The organism is Stenotrophomonas sp. Iso1, assembly GCF_027497995.1.
Classification (GTDB): domain Bacteria; phylum Pseudomonadota; class Gammaproteobacteria; order Xanthomonadales; family Xanthomonadaceae; genus Stenotrophomonas.
In genome coordinates this window covers 1,297,699-1,319,868 of sequence record NZ_JAODBT010000001.1, presented here as the reverse complement: position 1 = coordinate 1,319,868, position 22,170 = coordinate 1,297,699, and the positions used below count along the sequence as shown (strand labels likewise).

Annotated in this window: 21 protein-coding genes; 11 read left to right on the top strand and 10 right to left on the bottom strand. The window is 62.9% G+C overall.

The features are described 5' to 3' along the window. Positions 1–108 precede the first annotated feature (108 nt). On the bottom strand, positions 109–1,488 hold the full coding sequence (gene ffh, locus PAN08_RS05670) for a signal recognition particle protein (protein WP_269790506.1): 1,380 nt from the start codon (positions 1,486–1,488) through the stop codon (positions 109–111). A gap of 110 nt (positions 1,489–1,598) precedes the next feature. On the opposite strand from ffh, the gene ccsA reads away from it, so the two are divergent. Next, positions 1,599–2,390, top strand: a complete 792-nt coding sequence (gene ccsA / locus PAN08_RS05665; protein WP_269790505.1) for a cytochrome c biogenesis protein CcsA — start codon at positions 1,599–1,601, stop codon at positions 2,388–2,390. A 123-nt stretch (positions 2,391–2,513) separates the two neighbouring features. Here the strand turns inward: ccsA and radA are convergent, their stop codons facing one another. Together radA and PAN08_RS05655 are read right to left on the bottom strand one after the other, a co-directional pair. Continuing rightward, the gene (gene radA / locus PAN08_RS05660; RefSeq protein ID WP_269790504.1) at positions 2,514–3,899 is read right to left on the bottom strand and encodes a DNA repair protein RadA; all 1,386 of its coding nucleotides are present in this window, start codon (positions 3,897–3,899) and stop codon (positions 2,514–2,516) included. Between the two features lie 73 nt (positions 3,900–3,972). Continuing rightward, the gene (locus PAN08_RS05655; RefSeq protein WP_269790503.1) at positions 3,973–4,686 is read right to left on the bottom strand and encodes an AraC family transcriptional regulator; all 714 of its coding nucleotides are present in this window, start codon (positions 4,684–4,686) and stop codon (positions 3,973–3,975) included. A gap of 171 nt (positions 4,687–4,857) precedes the next feature. Between PAN08_RS05655 and PAN08_RS05650 the strand changes: the two genes are divergently transcribed. Further along, positions 4,858–5,259, top strand: coding sequence for a hypothetical protein (locus tag PAN08_RS05650; protein WP_269790502.1), 402 nt, complete (start codon positions 4,858–4,860; stop codon positions 5,257–5,259). 163 nt (positions 5,260–5,422) lie between these two features. On the opposite strand, the gene PAN08_RS05645 is transcribed toward PAN08_RS05650, so the two are convergent. The 4 genes from PAN08_RS05645 to hflK form a co-directional block, all read right to left on the bottom strand. Next, entirely contained in the window at positions 5,423–6,715 is a 1,293-nt protein-coding gene (locus PAN08_RS05645; protein WP_269790501.1) for an adenylosuccinate synthase, read from the bottom strand. A 245-nt stretch (positions 6,716–6,960) separates the two neighbouring features. After that, positions 6,961–7,146, bottom strand: coding sequence for a DUF2065 family protein (locus PAN08_RS05640; RefSeq protein WP_269790500.1), 186 nt, complete (start codon positions 7,144–7,146; stop codon positions 6,961–6,963). A 269-nt stretch (positions 7,147–7,415) separates the two neighbouring features. Continuing rightward, complete coding sequence (locus PAN08_RS05635; RefSeq protein ID WP_269790499.1) at positions 7,416–8,279, bottom strand: protease modulator HflC; 864 nt, start codon at positions 8,277–8,279, stop codon at positions 7,416–7,418. Beyond that, positions 8,276–9,373: an FtsH protease activity modulator HflK gene (hflK, locus tag PAN08_RS05630; RefSeq protein WP_269790498.1), complete on the bottom strand. Its 1,098-nt coding sequence runs from the start codon at positions 9,371–9,373 to the stop codon at positions 8,276–8,278. The genes PAN08_RS05635 and hflK overlap by 4 nt, the downstream gene beginning before the upstream one ends. 296 nt (positions 9,374–9,669) lie before the next feature. Here hflK and PAN08_RS05625 point away from each other — a divergent pair, with 296 nt between their 5' ends. Continuing rightward, positions 9,670–10,665, top strand: a complete 996-nt coding sequence (locus PAN08_RS05625; protein ID WP_269790497.1) for a YhdH/YhfP family quinone oxidoreductase — start codon at positions 9,670–9,672, stop codon at positions 10,663–10,665. Positions 10,666–10,773: 108 nt separating this feature from the next. Continuing rightward, positions 10,774–11,157: a twitching motility response regulator PilH gene (gene pilH, locus PAN08_RS05620; protein WP_057635756.1), complete on the top strand. Its 384-nt coding sequence runs from the start codon at positions 10,774–10,776 to the stop codon at positions 11,155–11,157. 102 nt (positions 11,158–11,259) lie between these two features. Here the strand turns inward: pilH and PAN08_RS05615 are convergent, their stop codons facing one another. Both PAN08_RS05615 and PAN08_RS05610 read right to left on the bottom strand, forming a co-directional pair. Beyond that, positions 11,260–11,442 (bottom strand): 30S ribosomal protein THX, encoded by a 183-nt coding sequence (locus tag PAN08_RS05615; protein ID WP_057635755.1) that lies wholly within the window; start codon positions 11,440–11,442, stop codon positions 11,260–11,262. A gap of 107 nt (positions 11,443–11,549) precedes the next feature. Beyond that, positions 11,550–11,963 (bottom strand): MerC domain-containing protein, encoded by a 414-nt coding sequence (locus tag PAN08_RS05610; RefSeq protein WP_269790496.1) that lies wholly within the window; start codon positions 11,961–11,963, stop codon positions 11,550–11,552. A gap of 144 nt (positions 11,964–12,107) precedes the next feature. Between PAN08_RS05610 and PAN08_RS05605 the strand changes: the two genes are divergently transcribed. From PAN08_RS05605 to PAN08_RS05575, 7 genes are all read left to right on the top strand, one after another. Continuing rightward, complete coding sequence (locus tag PAN08_RS05605) at positions 12,108–14,294, top strand: TonB-dependent receptor (protein ID WP_269790495.1); 2,187 nt, start codon at positions 12,108–12,110, stop codon at positions 14,292–14,294. 187 nt (positions 14,295–14,481) lie between these two features. Continuing rightward, on the top strand, positions 14,482–14,910 hold the full coding sequence (locus PAN08_RS05600; protein WP_269790494.1) for a MarR family winged helix-turn-helix transcriptional regulator: 429 nt from the start codon (positions 14,482–14,484) through the stop codon (positions 14,908–14,910). Further along, the gene (locus PAN08_RS05595) at positions 14,907–16,121 is read left to right on the top strand and encodes an MFS transporter (protein ID WP_269790493.1); all 1,215 of its coding nucleotides are present in this window, start codon (positions 14,907–14,909) and stop codon (positions 16,119–16,121) included. The genes PAN08_RS05600 and PAN08_RS05595 overlap by 4 nt, the downstream gene beginning before the upstream one ends. A 75-nt stretch (positions 16,122–16,196) precedes the next feature. Then, positions 16,197–16,766 (top strand): TetR/AcrR family transcriptional regulator, encoded by a 570-nt coding sequence (locus PAN08_RS05590; RefSeq protein WP_269790492.1) that lies wholly within the window; start codon positions 16,197–16,199, stop codon positions 16,764–16,766. Further along, entirely contained in the window at positions 16,763–18,427 is a 1,665-nt protein-coding gene (locus PAN08_RS05585; protein WP_269790491.1) for an MFS transporter, read from the top strand. The genes PAN08_RS05590 and PAN08_RS05585 overlap by 4 nt, the downstream gene beginning before the upstream one ends. Next, positions 18,424–19,536, top strand: coding sequence for an HlyD family secretion protein (locus PAN08_RS05580; protein ID WP_269790490.1), 1,113 nt, complete (start codon positions 18,424–18,426; stop codon positions 19,534–19,536). The genes PAN08_RS05585 and PAN08_RS05580 overlap by 4 nt, the downstream gene beginning before the upstream one ends. 264 nt (positions 19,537–19,800) lie before the next feature. Further along, positions 19,801–21,513 carry an amidohydrolase gene (locus PAN08_RS05575; protein ID WP_269790489.1) on the top strand — a complete coding sequence of 571 codons (1,713 nt, stop codon included), beginning with the start codon at positions 19,801–19,803 and terminating at the stop codon, positions 21,511–21,513. A gap of 159 nt (positions 21,514–21,672) precedes the next feature. Here PAN08_RS05575 and PAN08_RS05570 read toward each other — a convergent pair whose 3' ends face one another. Beyond that, entirely contained in the window at positions 21,673–22,158 is a 486-nt protein-coding gene (locus PAN08_RS05570; protein WP_269790488.1) for a transcriptional repressor, read from the bottom strand. Positions 22,159–22,170: the final 12 nt, after the last annotated feature.

The following is a 22,170-nucleotide window of genomic DNA, read 5'->3' as shown; positions in this document are numbered from 1 at the left end:
CGATTTTGGAAGCATGCTTCGTAGCGCATTTTCCGCCCTCCGGAGGTGTTCTCCAACCACAACGCCGCTCCCGCAATTACGAGCGCGGCGCCTGACAACACCTGCTTATCAACGGAACGGCAAGCCGCCCTTGCCACCCATGGCGCCGAGCATGCCCTTCATGTTGCGCATCATGCCCTTCATGCCGCCGCCGGCAAGCTTGCTCATCATCTTTTCCATCTGCATGTACTGCTTCATCAGCTTGTTGACGTCAGCCGGCTGCGTACCGGAGCCGCGTGCGATGCGAGCGCGACGCGAGCCATTGAGCAGGCCCGGGTTGCGGCGCTCTTTCTTGGTCATCGAGCCGATGATGGCAATCATGCGCGGCACTTCCTTGCTCTGCGACGCCTGCTGCTTGAGATGCTCGGGGATCTGGCCCATGCCTGGCAGCTTGTCCATCAGGCCACCGATGCCGCCCATGTTCTGCATCTGCTCAAGCTGGTCGCGCATGTCGTTCAAGTCGAACTTCTTGCCCTTGGCGACCTTCTCGGCCAGCTTCTGCGCCTTGTCCTTGTCGACCTGCTGCTCAACCTGCTCCACCAGCGACAGCACGTCACCCATGTCGAGGATGCGGCTGGCCACGCGCTCGGGATGGAACACATCCAGCCCATCGACCTTCTCACCGGTACCAGTGAACTTGATCGGCTTGCCGGTGATGTAACGCACGCTCAGCGCGGCACCGCCCCGGGCGTCACCGTCGGTTTTGGTCAACACCACGCCGGTCAGCGGCAGTGCTTCGCCGAAGGCCTTGGCGGTGTTGGCAGCATCCTGGCCGGTCATCGCATCGACCACGAACAGCGTTTCAGCCGGGTTGACCGCTGCATGCAGGGCCTTGATCTCGGCCATCATCGCTTCGTCGATGGCCAGACGGCCTGCGGTATCCACCAGCAGCACGTCGACGAACGACTTGCGCGCGTCATCAATGGCGGCGCGGACGATATCCACCGGCTTCTGCTCGGCAGTCGACGGGAAGAACAGCACGCCGACCTGATCAGCCAACGTTTTCAGCTGCTCGATGGCGGCAGGGCGGTAGACGTCAGCCGACACCACCATCACTTTCTTCTTGCGCTTTTCCTTCAGGTGCTTGGCCAGCTTGCCGACGGTCGTCGTCTTGCCCGCGCCCTGCAGGCCCGCCATCAGGATGATGGCCGGGGCCGGCACATTGAGGTTCAGGTCGGTGGCCTGCGCGCCCATCACCGCAGTCAGCTCATCGCGCACGACCTTGATCAGCGCCTGGCCCGGGGTCAGCGACTTGAGCACTTCCTGGCCGACAGCACGGATCTTGATCTTCTCCACCAGCGCCTGCACCACCGGCAGGGCCACGTCGGCCTCAAGTAGTGCGATGCGGACTTCGCGGGTGGCCTCGCGAATGTTTTCCTCGGTCAGGCGGCCGCGCCCACGCAGACGCTCGATGGTGCCGGAAAGGCGCTGGGTCAGTGACTCAAACATGCGATGGGACCTGCGGAAATCGTGGAAACAGAGACGGTAAGTATAACGGGCAGCCCTGCTGCCCGCCGGTTCACATCGCCAGCGGCTGGCCCGTGTGCGAAACTCACGCGATGACAATCGTTCTCATCGCCGCATTCCTTTATCTGTTGGCCACCGCTCTGCTGGTGCGCGCCCTGACGGCAGACCGTTCGCCGCCACCGCGCACCTGGTTGTTGCCAGCAGTGACTGCGACGGTATTGCATGGCGGCTACCACCTGATGGTGGCGATGCAGACCGCCGGCGGCCCGGACATGCACTTCTTCGCCGCGCTGTCATTGGTCGGCCTGGGCATGAGCGCGTTGACCGCATTGGTGGGCGCGCGCGGGCGCATGGCGGCACTGGGCGTCGTGGTGTTCCCGATGGCCGCCATCCTGCTGTTGGCATATCACGGCTACGGCCATGAACCGAGCAAATTGCTGGGCTGGCGGCTGGCCACCCACGCCTGGCTGGCACTGCTGGCCTACGCCACGCTGAGCATCGCCGCATTGCTGGCGATCATGCTGTGGCTACAGGAGCGCGCATTGCGCCGCCGCGATTTCCGACCATGGCTGCGCGCATTACCGCCGCTGGCAGATCTGGAAACGCTGTTGTTCCGCACTATCGCCGTTGGCTTCAGCCTGTTGACACTGACCCTGGTGACCGGCGTGTTGTTCGTCGATGACCTGCTGGCGCAGAAGCTGGTGCACAAGACCGTACTCAGCGTGCTGTCGTGGATCGTGTTCGGCACGCTGCTGATCGGCCGCCGCCGTTATGGCTGGCGTGGCAGCAAAGCGGTGCACTGGACCCTGAGCGCAATGGCGCTGTTGTTGCTGGCGTTCTTCGGCAGCCAGTTTGTGATTGAACTGGTGCTGGGCCACGCCTGAGGCTTGGGGAAGCCCCTCTGCTTACTTGCGACAAAGGGAAGGGACGAAGCAGTCCTTGCAATTCGAAATGTTCGCGCGGCCCACCCCCTCCCTTCTGCACAGTGGGAGGGAGCGGTTCCCGCCCTACTCCGCAGCTGCTTCCAGCGCCTCGGACAACCGCTCCACCGCGATCACTTCCATCCCCTTAACCGAGCCGTTTTTTGGCGCGTTGGCCTTGGGCACGATGGCGCGCTTGAAACCGTGGGTGGCCGCCTCGCGCAGGCGATCCTCGCCATTGGGCACCGGACGGATTTCACCGGACAAACCCACTTCACCGAAGGCAATGGTCTTCTCGGCCAGTGGCCGGTCCTGCAATGAAGACAGCACTGCCAGCAGCACCGGCAGATCCACCGCCGTCTCCTGCACACGAATGCCGCCGACCACATTGACGAACACGTCCTGGTCCCCAACCACCACGCCGCCATGACGGTGCAGTACCGCCAACAACATCGCCAGACGGTTCTGCTCCAAGCCCACTGCAACACGGCGCGGGTTGGACAACGGTGATGAATCCACCAGCGCCTGCACTTCCACCAACAGCGGGCGGGTGCCTTCACGGGTGACCATCACGCAACTGCCGGGCTGACGGGTGCTACCGCCGGACAGAAAGATCGCCGATGGGTTGGGCACTTCTTTCAGGCCCTTCTCACCCATGGCGAATACACCCAGCTCGTTGACCGCACCAAAGCGATTCTTGAATGCACGTAGCACGCGGAAACGGCTGCCGCTCTCGCCCTCGAAGTACAGCACCGCATCGACCATATGTTCCAGCACGCGCGGGCCGGCAATGCCGCCCTCCTTGGTGACGTGACCCACCAGGAACACTGCGGTGCCTGTCTCCTTGGCGAAGCGCACCAATCGCGCGGCGCTCTCACGCACCTGGCTCACCGAGCCCGGCGCGGCGGTGACGGATTCGGTCCACAGCGTCTGCACCGAATCAGCCACGATCAACTTCGGGCGCGCGTTGGCGGCATGCTGCAGGATGTTTTCAACGCCGGTTTCGGCCAGGCCATTGATGCCTTCCAACGGCAAGCCAAGGCGCACCGCGCGACCGGCGATCTGCGCCAGCGATTCTTCGCCGGTCACGTACAACACCGGCAAGGTGCTGGCCATCTTCGCCACCGCCTGCAGCAGCAAGGTGGACTTGCCGATGCCCGGATCGCCGCCGACCAGGATCACCGCGCCTTCGACCAGGCCGCCGCCCAGCACACGGTCGAACTCGCCGATGCCGGTAGACACGCGCAGGTGGTCGGTCTGCTGCACGTCCTTCAACGCAGTGATCTTGGGTGCGTCGACCTTGCCGGCCCAACCGCTGCGACGCGAGGCTGGCGACTTCGCGGCGGCAGCGCTTTCCAACACGATTTCACTGAGCACGTTCCAGGCGCCACACTCGGTGCACTGGCCCTGCCACTTACTGTATTCGGCACCGCATTCCGTGCAGACGTAAGCGCTACTGCGAGTCTTGGCCATGGAGGTTCCTGTCTGCGGGGAACCGCAGGATAGCCGAGGCCGGTCGCAACGGCTGCGACCGCTCGCCCGAGACTCAGCCCTGCGCGGCGCGCGCGGCGATCATCGCCCGGTACTGGCGCGGCGCCATGCCCACTTCAGCCTTGAACTTACGGGTGAATGCACTCTGGTCACTGAAGCCACACGCCTGGCCAATGCTCGCCACGCTTTCATCGCCATGCAGCAGGTGCAATGCGATCTGGATGCGCAGCCGGGTAAGCACTTGCTGCGGCGTCATCTGGAATACCTTGCGGAACGAACGCTCCAGCTTGGACAGCGAGAATCCGGTGATATCCAGCAAGGTCTGCATGCGCACGTTTTCGGCGTAATGCGTGTTGAGGTAGTCCAGCGCCAGCCGCAACGGTTCGTACTGCGATTCCAACCCGCCGCGCTGACCTAGGTCACGGGAAATACCGATCAAGCCGACCACGCTGCCGTCCTCGATGATCGGGCGCTTGCAGGTCAGGCACCAACCGGGCTGCTGATTGGCCAGCAGCTGCAGCTCCATGACATTCTCGACTACCTCACCTGCCAACACCCGCGCATCCTGCTCGACATAAGCCTCGCTCATGCCGGCCGGGTACAACTCATCTGCGCGCTTGCCAATGACCTCGCCGCGCGACTTCACGCCCAGCCGGTGCATCATCGTCAGGTTGACGTGCGTATAGCGCCCCTGCATGTCCTTGGCGAAAAACAGCACGCTGGGAATGGCATTGAACAGGGCTTCGATTTCGGCAGGGTCGATTCGCATCAGATCAATCAGGCTGGCGGCAGGATGAAACGCCGGACCATTCTAGCCAGCCCTGGGTTGCCTCCGCCCCGGCCATTGGTCTTGGGCCTGCGGCAGCTCCCGCCAGATCATGACAAGTCGACCGCCGGTGTTGTCGGCATCATCGGCAACAACTACGCGCGGAAGCCGCTCATGACTATCCCGAATCATTACGCCGTCGGCCAGCTATGGGCCTGCAAGGGCCGCCATGCCGATGAACAACCGACGCTGCTGATCAATCGCATCGACCAGCATCCGCTCGGCGGCGGCAACATCTACCACGTCACCCTCGATGCGCTGAAGATCCGTCACCCTGGCTTGCCCGGCGGCTATATGACCGATCTTGAGCACGCCCCGGTCACCGACCAGACCCTGCAGCGCAGCGAGCTGCGTTTCATCGGCCTGCGCGAACCCAATCCGGCTTACCAGAAGGGCTATGCACAATGGCGCCAGGCCTTCGACGAGGGCACTGCGGGCTCGTTCGGCGTCAGTACGCCAACCATTCTGGAAATCGTCGAACGTCGCTTGAACGACACCCCGCTCGACCAGCCTTGAATCACGCGCGGAATCGGTAGCCCGGGCAAGCACGGCGCAACCCGAGCAACGGACTCTCCCCTGGCCGTGACTGGCACTCTGCAGCGCGCCAGTCGACCAGCCAAAACAAAGCCCCGCCGAAGCGGGGCTTTGTTTCAATCACAGAATGTCACGATGGCTACGATCAGCCCCACGGATCCTGCAGGACCATGGTGTGGTCGCGGTCCGGACCGGTCGACACGATCGAGATCGGGCAACCTGCCAGTTCTTCCAGCGCGCGCAGATAAGCACGGGCAGCCGGCGGCAGCTTGTCCCACTCGGTGACGCCGTGGGTGTTCTCGCTCCAGCCCGGGAACTCCAGGTAGACGGGAGTGCATTCTTCCCAGCCCTGCGCATCCAGCGGTGCGTACTCGGTACGCTTGCCACGGTATTCGTAGGCGATGCAGATCTTGAGCTTCTCCATGCCATCGAGCACGTCGAGCTTGGTGATGCACAGACCGGAAATACCGTTGATGGCGACAGCACGCTTGAGCGCGACGATGTCCATCCAGCCGCAGCGACGCGGGCGGCCGGTCGAGGCACCGTACTCAGCGCCACGGTCACGGATACCCTGGCCGACTTCGTCGTCCAGCTCGGTCGGGAACGGACCACCGCCAACGCGGGTGGCATAGGCCTTGGCGATGCCCAGCACGTAGTCGATCGCATCGGCGCCAACGCCAGCACCGGCCAGTGCACCACCGACAGTGGTGTTGGAGCTGGTGACGTAAGGATAGGTACCGTGGTCGATGTCCAGCAGCGCGCCCTGCGCACCTTCAAACAGCACGCGCTTGCCCTGCTTGCGCAGGTCGTGGCAGATGCCGGCAACGTCGGACTTCATCGGCTCGACGTATTCGCCGAAGGCCAGCGCTTCCTTGTAAACGGCGTCGAAATCCACCGCTTCCACGCCCAGATACTTGGTCAGCACGAAGTTGTGATAATCCAGCGCCGCGCGCAGCTTTTCAGCCAGCTGTTCCGGGTAATGCAGGTCGGCCACGCGGATGCCGCGACGCGCCACCTTGTCTTCATACGCCGGGCCAATACCGCGGCCGGTGGTGCCGATGGCCTTGCCGCCGGCAGCCTTCTCACGGGCCTGATCCAACGCGATGTGGTACGGCATGATCAGCGGCGCTGCCGGGGAGATCTTCAGGCGCGAACGCACTTCAACGCCGGCCGTTTCCAGCTCTTCGATTTCCTTGCACAGGGCGGCCGGGGAAATCACCACGCCATTGCCGATCAGACACAGCGCGTCATCGCGCAGAATGCCGGACGGAATCAGGTGCAGGACGGTCTTCTTGCCGTTGATGACCAGCGTATGGCCCGCATTGTGGCCACCCTGGAAACGGACCACTGCACCGATTTCTTCGGTCAGCAGATCGACGATCTTGCCCTTGCCTTCATCGCCCCACTGGGCGCCGAGAACAACAACTGATTGACCCATGACGGGTAACTCCTGAATTTTGCTGCGGCCATCGGGGCCGCGGACGGGACCGTGCGCTGCCCCTGGTCCGCCTTCACGGAAGCCCCATCGGGGAGCATCCGGCAAACGCCAGGGCCATACACGGAAAAAGCCGAACGGGACGCTCTGTTAGGAGCTGGCCCGACCGGCTTTTGTGGATTATCCGGGTTTTGCCTGACGGCTACCACCCCTTCGGGTTCAGCTCGTCGGAGCCGGTCGCCGCGCGTTCAGTGGCGTGACCACCACAGCACTACCAGCCCTGCGATCAGTACCAGCGCCCCCATCTTGCGCAGCGACGATGTGGGAAGTTCCAGCATCTGCGAAGCCATCCGTTTCCAGGCCAGTGGCGTGGCAAACAGAAACAGGCCTTCGAGAACAGCCACGAGGCAGAGTGCGGAGAGGAGATCTTTCATTGGATGGCGTAAGGCTTTGGAGCGGGAGGCTTCGGCTTCGGCTTCGGCCTCGGCCTCGGGCTTTGGGCTTTGGCTTTAGCTTTGGCTTTGGGCTTTGGCCCTAGCTTTTGACTATCCCTTCTCCCGCTTGCGGGGGAAGGTGCCCGTAGGGCGGATGGGGGGTGCTCTTGAAGGCTCTACCGCCCCTCACCCCAACCCCTCTCCCGCACGCGGGAGAGGGGCTTTGAGCAAATGCCTACTGACGATCAGACGATCAGACGATCAGACGATCAACGATCGCTCTTCATGTACTGCAGGAACGGGTCGTTCTTGTCGAGCACGATCACGCCGTTGCCGTCGGTCATCGAGACTCGGTACGCCTCCAGGCTGCGGTAGAACGCGTAGAACGCCGGATCGGCCGAACCGGCCTTGCCATAGATTGCTGCAGCCTGTGCATCACCTTCACCACGCAGCTGCTGGGCGTCACGCTCAGCCTCAGCGACGATGACGGTGCTTTCGCGGTCGGCCTGGGCGCGGATGGTCAACGACTGCTCTTCGCCTTCGGCGCGCAGCTTGGCGGCCTCCTGCTTACGCTGGGCGCGCATGCGCTCGTAAACGTCGGTGATCACCTGGCTGTCGGTCGGCAGGTCGATCTGCTTGATGCGCAGGTCGACGATCTGCATGCCCAGCGTCTGGATGGCCTCGTTGATGCTCTTCAGCTGCCCGGCAATCAGCTCGCCACGGTCACCGGACACCAGCGCCTGCAAAGTGCGCGAGTTGATCTGGTTACGCAGCGAGTCGGTGATGATCGGCGCCAGGCGGGCATTGACCACCGTGCTGTCACCACCGGTTGCACGGTAGTATGCACGCACATCGGAGATATAACCGATGGCGAAGAAGTCAACGCTGACGTCCTTCTGCTCGGCGGTGAAGTAACGCGCCGGAGCAGTGTCCAGCACCTGCAGACGGCGGTCGAACACACGCACCGATTCCACCAGCGGCACCTTGAAGTGCAGGCCTGGCTTGATATCCGCGCGCACCACCTTGCCCAGGTTCAGCACCATCGCCGTCTGGTCTTCACGCACTATGTAGACCGAGCCCAACAGGCCCAGCAGCACAACGACCAGCAGGCCGATTCCAAGAGAATTTTTCATCGGCCCGCCTCCTCACGATTTGCCGAACGCGAGACCGAACGGTCCGGGTTGCGAATGCTGTCCGTGGTTGCAGGCAATGCCGGCACCACCATGTCCGGGGTCAGCTGCGGGGCGTTGCCCGTGGACTTTGCATCGGCCGGCATCGGCACGTAAATCAACTGGCGACCATCACCACCGATGACCTTGCGGTTCTCCGACAGCACCTGCTGCACGGTTTCCAGCCACAGGCGCTTACGGGTGACTTCCGGCGAGTTCTTGTACTCGGCTTGCAACAGGCTGAAGCGACGCGCATCACCCTCGGAACGAGCAACGATGGCCTGCTTGTAGCCTTCAGCAGTAGTACGAGCACGCGAGGCCTGGCCGCGCGCTTCTGGCACAACCTTGGCAGCGTATGCCTGAGCTTCGTTGATCAAACGTTCCTTGACCTGCTGGGCACCGTTGACCTCGTCGAAGGCCGGCTTCACTTCTTCCGGCGGACGCGCGTCAGGCAGGGTCAGGCCGGTCACACTCAGGCCGGTGTTGTAGGCCTTCAGCGAGGCCTGCAAACGCTGCTCGGCAACCACGGCCAGCGGACCACGGTTGTTGAGCACGGCATTCAGGTCGGCACGGCCCACCTGCTCACGCACGGCACTCTGCGCGGACTGCTCCAGCATCTGGTCACCATCGACCGTACCGAACAGATACAGGCGCGGATCATCCACGCGGTACTGCACGTTGAGCGCGACGTTGACGATGTTCTCGTCACGCGTCAGCACCGGCACGTTGCTGCTGAAGGTCTTGATCTGGGTGGCGTTGACCTTGATCACCGATTCCAGCGGCCATGGCAGCTTGAAGTTCGGGCCCGGCTGCAGGATCCGCGAGTACTCGCCGAAGCGCAGCACCACGCCACGCTGCTGTTCGCCGATCAGCTGGAAGCTGGAGAACAACACCAACAGGGCCAGTGCACCCAGCACCCAGCGCCAGATACCGCCATCAAACAGGTCGCGCAACGGCCCGGGCAGACCACCGCCCCAACCACCACCATTGCCGCCGCGTGGCTTGCGGGGCGCACGATTGTCGTCCCCACTATTGCCGCCGGGTGTATTCCAGGCCATGCATGCTCCATCTGTAAGGGCCGGTGTGCGGGTCGCTCCCCGCCCTGCCCGGCCATCAATCGAATCCCGATTCTAACAAGGGAGTCTCTGAACAAGTTCAGAGGTTCCGCAATCCGGGCGAGTTTCCCGCTGATCGGTTAAGCCTGCGTGTGATCCACGGAAGCAGGCCTGGTGCGCGCCAGGCCAGCGGTATCCCGACAAGCCCATCATGGCCCTGTCTATACCAGTAATAGGGGCAGACCTGTCGTTTCCCAACCGCTATCGTTGGATATCCCCGTTCCAATGCAGGCTACCGCATGTCCGTCTCCCCCTCATTTTCCGCTTTCCGCATCCACAGTGACGACGCTGGCTACCGTAGCGGCCTGGAGCAGGTGGCACTCGACCAGCTCAGCCCCGGCGAAGTGGTGATCCGCGCCAACTGGTCCTCGGTCAACTACAAGGACGCACTGGCGGGCACCGGCAAGGGAAAAATTCTGCGCCGCTTCCCCTTGGTGGGCGGCATCGATGTGGCCGGTGAAGTTGTCGCCTCCACCGACCCGGCCTTCCGGGAGGGGGACAAAGTGCTGACCACCGGCTGCGGCCTGAGTGAAACCCGAGACGGCGGCTACAGCCAGTACGTCCGACTGGAATCGAAATGGCTCATCCCCCTGCCCGCCGGCCTGTCCCTGCGCGAAGCCATGATCCTGGGCACTGCCGGCTTCACCGCCGCGCTGGCCCTGTTCCGTATGAAGGAGAACCGCCAGTCGCCCGCACACGGCCCTCTCGCGGTGACCGGTGCCACCGGTGGCGTCGGCTCCCTGGCGGTGGACATCTTCAGCCGCGCCGGTTTTGAAGTGCACGCCATCAGCGGCAAAGCCGAGGCAGCAGACTACCTGACCACCATCGGAGCCAGCCAAGTGCTGGGCCGCGATGCGTTGGGCACGACCAGGCCGATGGAATCGGCCCGTTTTGGCGGCGGGCTGGACAACGTCGGCGGGCCGATGCTGACCAGCCTGCTGGCGCAGACAACGCCTTACGGCAACGTCGCATCAGCCGGCCTTGCCGCCACCGCCGAACTGGACATGACCGTCATGCCCTTCATCATCCGCGGCGTGTCGCTGCTGGGTGTGGCCTCGGCGGGCACTGCACGCGATGTGCGGGAACAGGTCTGGCAGCTACTGGGCAACGACTGGAAGCCACGCCACCTGGACACCATCTGCACCCGTGAGGTCGGCCTGGACGAGCTGCCTGGGGTGTTTGAGACCATGCTCGACGGCAAATCCTTTGGCCGCACCGTCGTAAGAGTTGATTGAGGGCGCGCATGTCGCGCCATGGACGTGACGCACAACGCTTCACGTCCATGGCGAGCGGGCACTACACTCGCCAGCATCTTGGGGAAAGCAGGATATTGGGGAAACAAAATGGCACGCATCCTGATCGTCGACGACTCGCCCTCGCAATTGATGGGCATCCTTCGCATCGTTGAGAAGCTGGGGCACGAAACATTTACCGCCACCGATGGCGCCTCTGGGGTAGAGGCTGCCAAGTCGGTGCTGCCGGATCTGATCCTGATGGATGTGGTGATGCCCAATCTCAATGGGTTTCAGGCCACGCGCACGCTCAAGCGCGAGGCCACAACGCAGCACATCCCGGTGATTCTGGTGACCACCAAGGATCAGGACACCGATCGTCTGTGGGGCATGCGCCAAGGCGCCAAGGCCTACATCACCAAGCCCTTCACCGAGGATGATCTGTCCGAAGTCATCGCGCAGGTATTCAGCGCCGAAGCACCGCCCGCCGCCTGATCCAACTGCTGCGTTAAGGCTGGGCAACACCACCCGGCGTAAACGACAGCCACAAAAAAAGCGGCGCAAGCGCCGCTTTTTTCGTACCACGCCTGGCTGGAATCAGCCGGCCTTGGCAACTGCCTTCTTCGCTACAGCCTTCTTGGCCGGCGCCTTGGCGACAGTCTTCTTGGCGACCGGCGCAGCTGCGCCCACGGCCACCTTGCTCACCGTATGCGAACGCGAATTGCCATAGCTGGCGTTGTAACGCTTGCCCTTGGCGGTCTTACGGTCACCCTTACCCATGTCGTCAACTCCTTAGTTTGAAATCAGATTGCCCCGTGCTGACACGGGTTTGGCGAGGCCGCGATGAGCGCCCCCGCGCGTGAAGTGGTACAGCCTAGCATGTGCCCTCAATGTGCGCAGCTGGCGTCGTGAACGTGACGGTGATTCAGACGCAGATTCAGCACATGCGCGAGCCCAACCAGCACGCCGCCCAGGGTCATCACCACCGCGTGCGGCACCTGTGAATGGTGCAACTCGGCATGCAACAACCCAGCCCACAGCAGCACCAGGCCCGGCACCAGCAGGGCCAGCGCCAGCAGCGCGCGGTGGCGGTAATAACCCCAGATCAGGCTCGCCAGACCGAGCAATGTCACAAAGATCACCACACCCGCCTCGACGCTATCGCTCAGCCAGAACGACAAACCCAGCGACGGCGCAATGGCAAGCAACGCCGGCAATACCGCGCAATGCACGGCACACAACAGAGAGCCCGTGGCTCCGAAGCGGTCGAGGAACTGGCGTAGCGAGATCGGCAAGGGCATGACTTTCAGCAGGGTCGGCGAATCGTTATGGAATAATATAACATAATCACCGATCCGAGCCGAACCAACTACCGCCTCCCCCACGTCGCCTTTGGTTCAGCACGCCCACCAAGTGATACACAGTAACAACGAGGACACTTCGCAATGCATGCACACCGCCGCCGCTTCAATCGCCATCTCCTTTTCGTCGCGCTGACCGCCGCCCTGCCCGGCATTGCCATGGCCGCGGACAACGATGACGCTGGACAGAGCCACCATCTGACCGAACTCTCGGCGGTCAAGGTCACCGCCTCGCCACTACAGGGCCCCGCCGAATCATTGGCTCGCCCGGTGGATGTGTTGGCCGGTGAGCGTCTGGACGAACAGAAGTCCGGCACGCTCGGCGACACCGTTGCCAAGTTGCCCGGCGTGCAGAGCACCTTCTTCGGTCCCGGCGTCGGCCGCCCGATCATCCGAGGCCAGGAAGGCCCGCGCGTTCAGGTGCTGTCCAACGGCGTCGGCAACATGGACGCCTCCACCGTCAGCGCCGACCACGCCACCAGCATCGAGCCGTTCCTGGCTGACCAGATCGAAGTACTGAAGGGTCCAGCAACGCTGCTGTTTGGCAGCGGCGCCATTGGCGGCGCGGTGAACGTGGTCGATGGCCGCATTGCCAGCGAGATACCGGACCGCCCGCTCAGCGGCCGCGCCGAACTGCGCGGCAACTCGGTCAACGACGAGCGCAGCGGAATGTTTCGCCTGGATGGCGTTAACGGAAACTGGGTGCTGCATGTGGATGGCCTGGTGCGTAATGGCGATGACTACCGCATTCCCGGCTACGCGGTGATCGATGGTCTGGAAGAACATGACGATCATGACCACGCTGATGCCGACGAGCCGCGTCGCGGTCGACTGGACAACAGCTCCGTGCGCACTCGCGCAGGTGGCCTGGGTGCAACCTGGCTGGGCGAAGGTGGCTATTTCGGTGTATCGGCCAGCACCTATCGCACCAACTACGGCATCCCAAATGGCGCCCACGTGCATGCCGATGACGACCATGGTCATGACCACGATCACGAGCACGGCGACGAGGAAGAAGAAGGCGAGCACGATGTCCGCATCGACATGGTGCAGAACCGCTTCGACATGAAGGCCGGCATCTATAACCCGACTTCATTCCTGAAGAACATCAACCTGCGCGCGGGTTACACCGATTACGAACACACCGAACTGGAAGGCGGCACGCCGTCCACGCGCTTCACCAATCGCGGCATTGAAACCCGCCTGGAAGCAGTGCAGCAGCAGATTGGCGGCTGGGATGGCGCGTTCGGCCTGCAGGTGAGCAACGGCGACTTCGGCGCAAAGGGTGAAGAGGCTTTCGTGCCCGACACCGGCACCCGCAGTGCCGGCCTGTTCGTGCTGCAGGAAAAGCAGTTCGGACCGCTCAAGCTGGAGTTGGGCGCACGCCACGAGCAGATCAAGCTGGATCCGGTGGGCGACTACCAGCGCCGCACGTTCGATGCAACCAACCTGTCGGCCGCCGGTATCTGGAAGCTCAATGAGTCGATTGACCTGCGCTTCGGCGTGGACAGCTCCGAGCGCGCACCGACCAACGAAGAGCTGTACGCCGCCGGTGCGCATATCGCCACCCGCTCATTGGAGATCGGCGATTCCAGGTTGAAGACCGAGCGCGGCCAACGTGCGGAACTGGGCATCCACGCCCACAGCGACCGTTTGGACTTCACCGCGGCGATCTACCAGACCAAGTTCAAGGACTTCATCTACCTGGCGGACACGGGCGTGGTCGAGTCGCTGCCGGTGCGCCTGTGGACGCAGCAGGACGCCACCTTCAAGGGCGCCGAAGCCGAGGCCACCGTGCACATGTTTGAAGGTGCTGCCGGTGACTGGGATCTGCGCGTGTTTGGTGACTACGTGAAGGCCGAACTGGATGGCAGCGGCAGCCGCACTGCCAACATCGCGGTGCCGCATGGTGATCACAACCACAACTACACGGTGGAGCTGGCCAACGGCGGCTACTTGCCGCGTATCTCACCGGCCCGTGTCGGTGCGGATCTGCGCTGGTCGCGTGATGGCTGGCGCGCGTCGGTGGGTGCGGTGCGCTACAGCAGCCAGAAGGATGTCGCGCAGAACGAAGCGCCCAGCGATGGCTACACCTTGGTGGACGCGCACATGGCCTATCGCTGGGATCGCAGTGGCAGCAACAGCTACGAAGTGTTCCTGGACGGCAACAACCTGACCAACCGCGAGGCGCGCCCGCATACCTCGCTGCTGCGCGATTTCTCGCCGCTGCCGGGTCGCGGCGTGGCGTTTGGTATTCGTGCCTGGTTCTGATGGGTTTAGCGTGGGTTGAGTGACACCCTCCCCCTCCCTCAACCCCACTCCCGCTTGCGGGGGTGGGGTTTTGTTTTTGATGGCTTGGTTATTCCACGCTTGCATGGCCAGCGAGCGTTCCATTCGTAGCACGCCACATACGTGCATATACACATAAACTCAACGGCACCATTTCCTGGACGCCGTGATGGACACCTCCAGCCCCTGCACCTGCTTCCAGTTGCGCCGCGCTTCCCGCCGGGCGTCTCAGGTCTATGACCACCACCTGGCTGCCGCTGATCTCAGCCTCAACGCTTATTCGATCCTGCGCCGCGCGCGTGAGCCACGCCCCCTGGGTACGCTGGCCGATGCGCTTGGCATGGACCGCACCACGCTCAGTCGCAACCTGAAACCGCTGATTGCTGCTGGCCTGTTGTCATCACGGCCCGGCGAGGATCCGCGCCAGCGCCAAGTGCAGATCACCGCCACGGGGAAGCGTCGCCTACAGAAGGCGCAACCGCTTTGGCAACAGGCACAGGATGAGATCGAGGCGATCTTTGGCAGCTCACACGTCGCAGCGCTTAACCAGCAACTCGAAGCACTGAGCGTCGCGCTGGAAGCGGAGGGCCGCGCATGAGCGCGACACCCTTGGCACGCACACCGTGGGGCTTGCTGCTGGCTGCGTCAGCCATCCTGATGGTGACGATGGGCGTGCGCCAGACCAGTGGCCTGTTGATCGACCCCATCAATTCCGCCACCGGATTGAGCATCGCGCAGATCAGTTTTTCCCTGGCGATTGGCCAGTTCGTGTGGGGCGCCGTGCAGCCTCTATTCGGTGCAATGGCCGATCAACGCGGGCCATTGCCGGTCCTGGTAAGTGGTGGCGTGCTGTTGGTTATCGGCCTTGTCGCCGCAACGATGATGCCGAGCACCTGGGGTCTGAATCTCAGCTTCGGTCTGTTGATGGCTGCCGGTGCCGGCGCCGGCAGTTTCTCGGTGTTGATCGGTGCCAGCAGCTGGCGCATTCCTGCGCACAAGCGTTCGATGGCAGCCGGCATCATCAACGCCGGAGGATCGCTCGGGCAGTTCCTGTTCGCGCCGCTGGTGCAGCTGCTGCTTACCGCATTTGGCTGGGTGCGCACGCTCTACGCGCTGGCGGTGATCGTACTGCTGTCGTTGCCGCTGGCGTGGCCACTCCGCAAGCGCGCCCCGCGCGCCGAGAGCGGCGTGGATGACGAAAGCCTTGGGCTGCAATTGCGCAAGGCATTGCGTGATCGCAGCTACTGGTGTCTGCATCTGGGGTTTTTCACCTGCGGTGTGCATATCGCTTTTCTGGTGACGCACCTGCCCAGCGAGATCGCCATGTGCGGTCTGTCGCCGACGGTGTCTTCGATTTCCATCGCGTTGATTGGCCTGTTCAACGTTGCCGGCAGTCTGATCATCGGTGCATTGGGCGAACGCTTCCGCATGAAGTGGTTGCTGTTCTGGATGTACCTGAGCCGCGCGGTGCTGATCGCGGTGCACCTGGTTTCGCCGCCAACACCGACCACCTTCTACGTATTTGCTGCGGCCCTGGGTTTCACCTGGCTGGCGACAGTACCGCCTACCGCTGGCCTGGTCGGCAAATTGTTCGGGCCTCGCCACATGGGCACGCTGTTCGGCCTGACCCTGCTATCGCACCAGATCGGTGGTTTCTTCGGTGCGTGGCTGGGCGGCGTGGCGCTGGAGTATGGCGGCGACTACAGCTGGATGTGGTACGGCGACATGGTGCTGGCAGTTGTTGCGGCACTGGTCAATCTGCCCATCCGCGAAGCACCTGTGACGCGTGCGGTAGCCCTCGCCAACTGAACCGTACAGAAGTTTCGGCGGCTGTTTCATAGCGCGCCAGTTGAATTCGGACATTTTTGTCCGGATTATCCCGCCATGACCGCAATCCGCTCAGATGTCGCTGCGCGCCGTGCCCTGATACTGGACGCGGCCGATGCCGTGTTTGGCGAACACGGCATCACCGCACCACTGGATCTGGTGGTCGAACGTGCCGGTGTTGGCCGCGCCACGCTGTACCGCAATTTCCCGGATCGCGCTTCGCTGATCGGCGCCATGCTGGAGCGCACCGTCAAGCGGCTGGAGGAGCATCTGGTCGAATTGGGTGATCGCGACGATGCTTTTTTTGAGGTGATCGAAGGCATGGCCATGCGTATCGTCGAATCCCCTGCCCTGGCCGACTACTGGCGCGCGGTGGATCAGGACAGTTCAGCCATCAGCGCCGCGCGTCAGCACATCCTCCGGCTGATGGAGCCGGCGCTGTTGCGCGCCAAGGCGGCCGGCATGTGTCGTCAGGACATGCAGCTGGCCGATGTCTCGTTGATTTCCAGCATGTTGGGGGCGGCATTGCGGGGGCGCACCCGCGCCGATCGTGCAGTTCTCGCCCGCCGGGCATTGCAACTGCTGCGCCCGGGGCTGGCCGAGTCGGCCGCCCAGGAATGGCCATGAAACCCCTCAAGCCCATCCCGGATTGGGACGACAGCGAAAAGCCCACCCTTCCCGGCGGCGCATCCATGCCGTGGCATCCACCGCATCGGCGTGCTGCCTATGCGGCGATCGCAGTGTTGGTGGCGCTCACCGGTGGATTGGGAAATGCGCTCATCAGCGCCAACCTGCCATTGATCACCGGGCAAATGGGGTTGCAGGCCACCGAGGCCAGCTGGCTCGTGGCGGCGTATCTGATGGTCAACGTCAGCGCCAACCTGCTGGTGTTCAAATTCCGCCAGGAGTACGGCCTGCTGCTATTCGCTGAAATCGGATTAGGCGTGTACGCGGCGCTGGCCGTGCTGCACCTGTTCGTCGGCAGCCTCACCACCACGTTGCTGGTGCGGGCAGGCAGTGGTTTCGCCGGTGCCGCGTGTACCACGTTGGGTGTGCTGTACATGCTGCAGGCGCTGCCGCGTAAATACGTAGGCCAGATGCTGGTGGTGGGCATGAGCCTATCGATGCTTGCCACCCCGGTCGCCTGGCTGATTTCCTCCGGCCTGCTTGACCGTGGCGAATGGCAGAACCTGTATATGTTCGAGGCGGGCCTGGCGCTCTGTGCATTTGCCGCCGTGGTGCTGTTGAAACTGCCCCCGGGTGTCCAGATCAAGGCGTTCGAGCGCACCGACTTCCTCACTTTCGCCCTGCTCGCGCCGGGCCTGGCGCTCATTGTGGTTGTCCTCAACCAGGGCTTTCTGCGGTGGTGGTTTGATACGCCCTGGCTGGGCTGGGTACTGGCTTGCGCGGTGGTGTTGCTGGCTGCCGGGTTGTGCATCGAACAACAACGTCGCAATCCGCTGGTGCAAGTCCGTTGGCTGTTGGGGCCGACAATGCTGCGCTTCATTATCGGCGCGTTCCTGATCCGCTTCCTGACCAATGAACAGAACTACGGCATGGTCACGATGATGCGCACGCTGGGCATGGGGCCGGACCAGATGGCGCCGTTGTTTGGGGTGATCCTGTGCGGCGTGCTGGTCGGCATCGCCATCAGTGCGCTGACATTCGGGCCAAAGGCGCTGATCCCGCAGCTGTCAGCGTCGATCATTCTGCTTGGCAGCGCTGCGTTCCTGGATCAGCACCGCACCAGCATGGACAGGCCGATGGATTTCGCCCTGAGCCAATTCCTGGCAGCGGTTGGCAGCGGCATGTTCATGGGGCCGCTGATGTTGATCGGCATACAGCGGGCATTGGCGCGTGGGCTGGACCACATCGTGTCGTTCGTGGTGATCCTTTCCCTCACCCAGAACTTCGCCAGCCTCGCCGGTTCCGCCCTGCTGGGCAGCTACCAGTTACACCGTGAGCATGTGTACTCGACCGAGCTGGTCAGCCATATCAACGCAGCCGACCCACAGGTCGCACAACGCCTGCAACAACAGCAACAAAGCTATGCACGCCTGATTACCGATCCGGTACAGCTCAGGGCACAGGGCAACGCCGCGCTGGCCGCAGTGGCCAAGCGTGAGGCCAACGTCCGCGCATTCAATGACGTATTTGCACTCAGCGGTTGGATCGCCATCGCCTTCCTCAGCTGGTTGCTGCTGGAAGTGACACTGCGCGATCCGCGAGTGCAACACGTGATCCGACGCAAGAAGGCCGCTACATCCTCGAACCGGGGTTCCCCATGAGCAACAGCACCGACACCCCTTCCACCACAACACCGGAACCGGTGTCCAAGTACAACCGGCCTAGCCGCGTTGCCGTGGTGGTGATGATCATCATCGCGCTGATCGGGCTGGCCTTGATCCTGCGCGCCTGGCAGTTGTGGCCATTCAACAGCAGCACCATGCACACCGACAACGCCTACGTGCGCGGCCAGGTCACCGTGCTGGCGCCACAGGTCAACGGCTATGTCACCGAGGTGCTCGTCAAGGATTTCGACTTCGTCAAACAAGGCCAGCCGTTGCTGCACATTGATGAGCGAATCTACCGGCAGCGTGTGCAGCAGGCCGAGGCAACGCTGGCGGATGCACAGGCGCAACTGGCCAATTCCGACCAGAGCCAGGCACAAAATCGTGCGCAGATTGCCTCGGCACAGGCCAATCTCTCCGCCGGCCGTGCGCAGCAGCAACAGACCCAGACCGAACTGCGTCGTTACGAACAACTGGCTGCACAGCAGTTGGTGTCCAACAGCGATCGCGACAAGCTGCGCGCCAGCGTGCAGTCGTCCAATGCCAGTGTTGCGCAGTCGCAGGCATCCATCCGAATTGCAGAGGAAAACCTCACCGCTACCCAGGTGTCACGACGCGGGCTGGAAGCCAAAGTCGCCAACGCAGAGGCTGCATTGAAGCTGGCCCAGATCGACCTGGACAACACGGTGATCAAGGCGCCACGCGATGGGCAGGTTTCCGAGGCGTCAGTACGGCTGGGGCAATACGTCACCGCCGGCAGCCAGTTGCTGTTCCTGGTGCCGGACAACTTGTGGATCGTGGCCAACTTCAAGGAAGGCCAGACCTGGAACATGGCCGTCGGCCAACCGGCAACCTTCTCCGTTGATGCCTTCAAGGGCAAAAAACTGCACGGCCACATCCAGCAGATTGCCCCGGCCACCGGCTCGGAGTTTTCCGTGCTCAGGCCCGACAATGCCAGCGGCAACTTCACCAAGGTGGTGCAGCGCCTGCCGATCCGCATCGCCATTGACCCGGACCAACCGCTGGCTGCACGTCTGCGCCCCGGCATGTCGGTGGTGGTGAAAGTGGATACCGCAGCCGAACCACGACCAACCGCCACAAACTGATCCTGCATCGGTGGACATTGGGGAACCCGGGTCTGCGCAGCGCACTCGGGGCTTCCTTCGGAATCTGAAAGAGGGCACCTCGCCACCGCAGTTGTGGCGAATGGTTGTAGCCGTCCATCTACTCGTCGCAATGGCTCCCGGGCGCGCAGCGCTTACCTGTGCGGTGGCCAGTGCAGACGCGGCGGACTGCGATGATGTGTCCACGTCCGCTTCGCGGCGATTAGGCTACGCTTCCGGCCTGTTTATGGTTCCGGAGAACCCCCGATGAGACTGCAGCTGACCGTTTCGGTCCTGGCCGCACTGATGGTCAACGCAGCCGCGCACGCCGATACGCTGTATTCCGGTGGCCCCATCATCACCATGAACGACAAGCAGCCACAGGCCGAGGCCGTCGTGGTTCGCGACGGTGCCATCGCCTTCGTCGGCAGCCAAAGGGCTGCACGGCGCTTCAGCCCCGACGCCCAGCAAGTGGACTTGCAGGGACACACGCTGACTCCCGGCTTCATTGATGCACACGGGCATGTCTCTGGCGTGGGCCTGCAGGCGCTGTCGGCCAATCTACTGCCGGCACCGGACGGCGAAGGTAACTCCATCCCCGCGTTGCAGAAGATCATGCGCGAGTTCCGCGCCACCTCGACCGTACCCGGCGGCTACAAGGTGTTGATCGGCTTTGGCTACGACGACTCGCAGTTGGTGGAAAAACGTCATCCCACACGCACCGAGCTGGATGCAATCGCCACTGACATCCCCATCATCCTGATGCATCAATCCGGTCATCTGGGCAGCTACAACAGCAAAGCGCTGGAACTGGCCGGTATCACCGCCGACACGCCCAATCCGGAAGGCGGCGTGATCCGTCGCGAGCCCGGCACCGCCATTCCCGACGGGGTTCTGGAAGAAAGCGCGCACAACCTTGCCTTGGCCAAACTGATGCCGCCGCTGGATCTGCAACAAGCCATGGCGATGCTTGAAGCCGGGCAAGCGCTGTACATGAAGTTCGGCTACACCACGGCGCAGGATGGCAAGACCGACGCCGGTACGCTGGCCATGCTTCCCATGGCGGGCAAGGCCGGCAAGTTGAAGATCGATGTGGTCGCCTACCCGGACATCGAGGTCGCAGTGAAAGATCCTGCGATGCACGGCCCGTATTACAGCCTGAACTACACCGATCACTTCCGCATCGGCGGCGTGAAGATCAGCCTGGACGGCTCACCACAGGGCAAGACCGCCTGGCTGAGCCAGCCTTACTACAAAGTGCCCGAAGGCGAAAAACCCGACTATGCGGGCTACCCGGCCTTCCCCGATGCGCAGGTCAACGCGTTGATCGACAAGGCATGGAGCAACGGTTGGCAAGTGCTTGCGCACGCCAACGGCGATGCAGCCATCGATCAGCTCATTCGCGCGGTCACCGCTGCCGAAGCTGCGCATCCTGACAAGCACCTGATGCCGGTGTTGATTCATGGGCAAACCTTGCGCAAGGACCAGGTAGATGAGATCCGCAAACTCGGCATCTTCCCGTCGCTGTTCCCGATGCATACGTATTACTGGGGCGACTGGCACCGCGAATCGGTGCTGGGCCCGGAACGCGCCGAGAATATTTCGCCCACGCGCTGGGTGCTGGATGCCGGCATGAAGTTCACCTCGCATCACGATGCGCCGGTGGTGTTCCCCGATGCGATGCGCGTGCTGGATGCCACCGTCAACCGCACCACGCGCAGTGGTTACGTGCTGGGCCCGGATCAGCGGGTCACACCGGAACAGGCATTGAAGTCGATCACCTTGTGGGCGGCCGAGCAGTATTCGGAACAGGCCCACAAGGGATCCATCGAAGTGGGCAAGCGTGCGGACCTGGTGGTGCTGTCGGACAACCCATTGACCATTGCCCATCCGCAGCTGCACACCATCAAGGTGCTGCAGACCATCAAGGATGGCGAGGTGGTGTATCGCGCGGAAGGTGCTGCGCGGCAAGGCCGATAGCGGTTGGATTGGGAGTGGGCAGCCGTCGCTACCCTCCCCCATAAAGGGAGAGGGATTTCAGAGGCAGCCATGGCTCCCGGCTCGGCCGGAGCGTGTTCCGGCTTCAGCACAAAAAAGGCCGCGCAATGCGCGGCCTTCTCATAGCACCGGTTCAAACACTCAACCCGCGCAGCTCGCGCACAAGCCGTGCACTTCCAGCGTCTGCGCCTGCGGCTTGAAACCCAGTTCCTTGGCGCGGGTTTCCAGCTGGCGGACGATGTCGCGGTCTTCCAGCTCCACTGCACTGTGGCAGCGGTCGCAGATCAGGAACGGCACCGAATGCTGGTTGCTACTGGGATGGTGACAGGCCACGAACGAGTTGACCGAAGACAGCTTGTGCACGAAGCCATTGGCCATCAAAAAATCCAGCGCGCGGTACACCGTGGGTGGCGCATCGGCACCCACACCCTTGCCTTCGCGCACCCACTCCAGCAGCTCGTAGGCTTTGACCGGTTTGCCCGCCTCTGCGATGAGGCGCAGCACGTTCGCGCGGATCGGCGTCAGCCGCAATCCGCGCTCACGGCACACCCGTTCGACCACCGCAACGAAACCCGCCGCGTCGTCGACGTGGTGGTGTGGAGCGGTACAGGAGTGCGATTCGGTCATGTTCTATCTCGT